Origin of the sequence: Bacteroides finegoldii DSM 17565 (assembly GCF_000156195.1) — a bacterium.
In the GTDB taxonomy this organism is placed as follows: domain Bacteria; phylum Bacteroidota; class Bacteroidia; order Bacteroidales; family Bacteroidaceae; genus Bacteroides; species Bacteroides finegoldii.
The window spans coordinates 187,057-190,953 of record NZ_GG688319.1 but is presented as its reverse complement, the minus strand read 5'-3'; the positions used below and the strand labels follow the sequence as shown (position 1 = coordinate 190,953).

Here is a 3,897-nt window from a genome sequence, read left to right as displayed (position 1 = left end):
AAAGAGAACTTACTTCTGATGAAAAGCAAGAGAACAAGAGGATTTCCGGAATTAGGATTAAAGTTGAGCATGCTATCGGTGGTATGAAAAAATACCGTATTGTCAAAGAACGATTTAGATGCCATAAATTCGGTTTCGAAGATATGGTGATTCTTATTGCTTGTGGGTTACACAACTTTAGAATCAGTCACAAAATGAGATATATAACAATTTAATCTATATAATGTCTATTATATATAATATGTATAGAGGGCGGATTTCCCGTCCTCTATACGTCGAGCGGCGACCAATGCCTTCAAGACTCGTATTCAAACTATTCGATGTCCGCCTTCTGGAACTCCTGCGGGGCGTGCCGGTACAGGAGCGGCAAATCGAGCATTGCCATCGGGTATTCCACAAAGCCGCTCCTGCGCCTATATCCGGAATCGGCAGCCAGGCCGTTTGCCTGCAAGAACTCCATTGCGTCCGGATAGTTATTGACATCGACAAACGTGCGGTCGGGCACGCCGAGTGCGTCCATTTCCTCCAAATTGACGGACAGCACGATAAAGTCCTGCCTGTCGCCCACCTTTTCCAATGTGAGCGCCACCCAACCATTCCCGTAAAACCGTGGCACGAAGTAATACCGTCCTCCCCTGAATGCGTACTCTTTCCGCATGAAGGAGGTATCGGGGTTGACGACCTCAAAGGCATCCTCCCCGACGGTAAATGTCATCATGGGATTGCTGACATCCGCATATACCTTATCTTCCTTGTAACATAGATACTCCGCATTTTCCGAGCGGACGATTGCAAATTGAATTTCCATATCCATTCTGTTTTAGTGATTGAACTTCTTTTTATTTTCCCTTTTTTCGGAAGCCTTCAGGCTTCTCCCGCCGGGATTTGATTTTTACGTGCGTCAAAGATTGCCTTAAAGGAAAGTAAGCATTCGATAAACTCCCTCGTATATTGGGTAACGTATGTTCATAATGTCGTTTATTCATTTTATCGTTCTATGATTTATTGTTACATCAATTCAACCCAAAGATATGCGGGTTCTATAGAAGTTGATATTATCTCTACTAATGGAGCGGATAAAAGGAAGTTTTCCCCCTTTTCCCCTTATTTTCCTGTGATAAATGTGATAAAGCGATATTTTTATCCCTACTTTCCCGCCATAATTGGTATAAAAGGGTATTCTTTCCCTTATTTTCCCTATTTATCGGGGATAATGAAGATAAAAACGGCACTTTATTCCCTATTTTCCCGTCTTGATTGGCATAAAACGGTAGTTTTCCCGTGTTTAGGCGGGATTTACGAGGGTATCAGGAGTCTTTCTTGGGAGATTCCGGTGGCGTAACGGATAATATCTTGCCCTCGGATAACAGATTGTCAGGTAACAATTCGGCCAGATCCATCGAGTAGTCATCGTCATAATCATGTATATGTTCAAGGAAGTAGATCAGCCACGTGCGGAAGTCAGCCCCGGCAGCCTTGCAGCAGCCGAAGAACGAGTAGAGCACCGCCGCATCTTCAGCGGCATCATTATTGCCACAGAACAGATAGTTACGTCTGCCGCACGCGACAGGCCGCACTTTATTTTCTATCTCGTTATTATCCGGTCTGTAACGACCGTCCAGATGGTACCTGGAGAGTTTGTCGAACCTTCCGTATGTATATTTTATGGCTTTTCCGATCGGAGTGTCTTTCATTACTTTGGGATATTCATTGACCAGCCATTTCTCGAAGCGCACAAGTATGGGATATGCAAGACGTGCCCTAAGTTCAGCCCTCTGTTCGTAAGTCAGGCGTTCATCGTCAGCCTTACGCTCCACATCATAAAGCAACTGTATCTGTGCGAGCGCATAGTCGGCACGCTGCATGTCATTCTTTCTTGCCTCCCAAAAATGTCTGCGTGCATGGGCCCAACAGCCGAGAAGGATAATACCTTTCTTGGCGTCCAGCATCTCGTACCTTTCGTACCCGTCCGTCTGTATGGCTTCCCCGGAACTTGCCGAAGAGTTTCAGTACCACCTTTCCACTTCGGGAACCCTTGTCATAGTAAAGGAACTGACGTCCGGTCATGACACTGCGCACAAGCCAGATATAACCTTTGACCGTCTTGTGTCTCTCGTCATTCATCACGGGGATTGTCGTTTCATCCGACTGTATGTAGTCAGTCTGCATCACCAACTCCCATAATCGGAAGTAAAGGGGCCTTAGCAAATCCGCCACATCCTTGAACCAGTCGTTGACCGTTGACGCGGGGAGATGTACCTCCACACGCTTGAACTGTTCCAGTTGCCTGTGGAACGGTATGTGATCCACATATTTCCCTATCATCATGTCTGCCAGCAATGAGGCAGAGGCATAGCTCTTTGCTATTGGCATAACGGGAAGCGGGCCGGTCTTGAACTCGTTTGTACCCTTCCGTTTGGCAGTATGGCGCACTATCCTGCGGATATAGAACTTCTCGGGCTCGTGCATAAGGATCTCGGTCACTTCCTCTCCGGGAAGGAGCGTCCACTCTTCCGGATTATACCCTTCGGGATATATATGGACCACCTCACGCTCAAGATTCTCCGGAAGGGATTTTCTCGTAGGATGCTGCTTCCTCGCTTTTTTACGGGCGATGATCGCTTCTCTGGTAGCCTTCAACTCCTTTTCTGCTTCTTCTGCGGCTTCAACCTCCTGGGGAAGCATGTCGAAACCTTCAAAATCCAGCCAGCGGTCCTGGGCATCAGGCTTTATGAACTTTTCCGCCTTCTTACCGTACAACTGCCGTTCAAGATAGGATACACGTTGCTCCAGACTGTTGATTTTTGCTTCCTTTTGGGCGATTATGGCATCCTTGTCAGACAATAAAGCCTCATACACCTCTTTGTCCGCAGCTTTAAGGGGCTGCGTGGACACCATCTCCTTCAACCGGCTGTTTTCTCTATACTGATAATAGCGCTTAATCAGTACCAGTGCTAACGCTGTAACAGTACCATTGTTATCAATGAATCAGTACCGCTGTTAGCACTTAAACAGTACCATGGTTGACACTTCAACCAGTACCAGAAGTTTTATAGCTACATAGGAGTCTTACAAAGATAATATTATTTTCCTTTCTTTCTCCTTAGGGATTCCCCCTTTAACTCTATCCTGTTTACATTACTTACCAAACGGTCCATGATTGCATCAGCGATTGTTGCCGGCTCTCCCAGATAGTCATACCACTGGTCAATGGGAAGTTGTGATACAACGATTGTGGAAGCTTTGTCATACCGGTCTTCCAGTATCTGCAATAGTGTAAGTCTGGTATTGTCGTCCATCGGCTGTAATCCAAAGTCATCGAGGATAAGCAGTTGGTATTTCCCCATACTTTCTATAAATTTGAGTAGTGTTCCGTCCAGTTTTGACACCATGATTTTCTCTACGAACCGGTTCATGTTATAATACATGGTACGATATCCAAGGAAGCACGCCTGGTGTCCGATGGCGCAAGCCAAGAATGATTTGCCACAGCCGCATTTTCCTTGGATAAACAGGTTCTCATTACGACGGATAAAGCCGCAATCTGCCAAGGCGTAGAGTTGGTCTTTAGTAAAATTACGGCTGGTCGAGCAGAGCACTTCTTCCAGAACGGCATTGTATCGCAGCTTGCTTCCTTTAAGGAACAGTGCCGTTCTTTTATTCCTGCGATAGTCTTTCTCCACCTCTACCATTTTTGCGACTGCCTGTTCAACGGTCGGGCGTGCTTGTAACGGCATGTTGAGCATGGCCTCAAAAGCTGTGGCCATACCATTCAGTTTTAGTTCGTTCAACTGATCTACGGTTTCCTGATTGTTCATAATATATTAATTTTTAGGGGTTAATACAAGTTTTTAATCATCGGTCGGGGAACGGCCAGCGCCAAGGGGCGGGACCACC

General features: G+C 46.1%; 3 protein-coding genes and 1 pseudogene. 1 reads left to right on the top strand and 3 read right to left on the bottom strand.

Annotated features, from left to right (window positions below; genetic code table 11):
* On the top strand, window positions 1-215 hold a 215-nt coding region (locus tag BACFIN_RS21540; protein ID WP_007750228.1), incomplete at its 5' end, for a transposase.
* A gap of 98 nt (window positions 216-313) precedes the next feature.
* On the opposite strand, the gene BACFIN_RS14935 is transcribed toward BACFIN_RS21540, so the two are convergent.
* From BACFIN_RS14935 to istB, 3 genes and pseudogenes are all read right to left on the bottom strand, one after another.
* On the bottom strand, window positions 314-808 hold the full coding sequence (locus BACFIN_RS14935) for a DUF4313 domain-containing protein (protein WP_032839368.1): 495 nt from the start codon (window positions 806-808) through the stop codon (window positions 314-316).
* A gap of 499 nt (window positions 809-1,307) precedes the next feature.
* A pseudogene (tnpC, locus tag BACFIN_RS20560) lies at window positions 1,308-2,898 on the bottom strand (IS66 family transposase).
* Between the two features lie 185 nt (window positions 2,899-3,083).
* Window positions 3,084-3,818, bottom strand: a complete 735-nt coding sequence (gene istB / locus BACFIN_RS14940) for an IS21-like element helper ATPase IstB (RefSeq protein ID WP_007750218.1) — start codon at window positions 3,816-3,818, stop codon at window positions 3,084-3,086.
* Window positions 3,819-3,897 lie beyond the last annotated feature (79 nt).

Excerpts from the sequence above, each read along its gene's own strand:
- BACFIN_RS14935 (WP_032839368.1), bottom strand. The coding sequence starts at position 808 with ATGGAAATTCAATTTGCAATCGTCCGCTCGGAAAATGCGGAGTATCTA.
- istB (WP_007750218.1), bottom strand. The coding sequence starts at position 3,818 with ATGAACAATCAGGAAACCGTAGATCAGTTGAACGAACTAAAACTGAAT.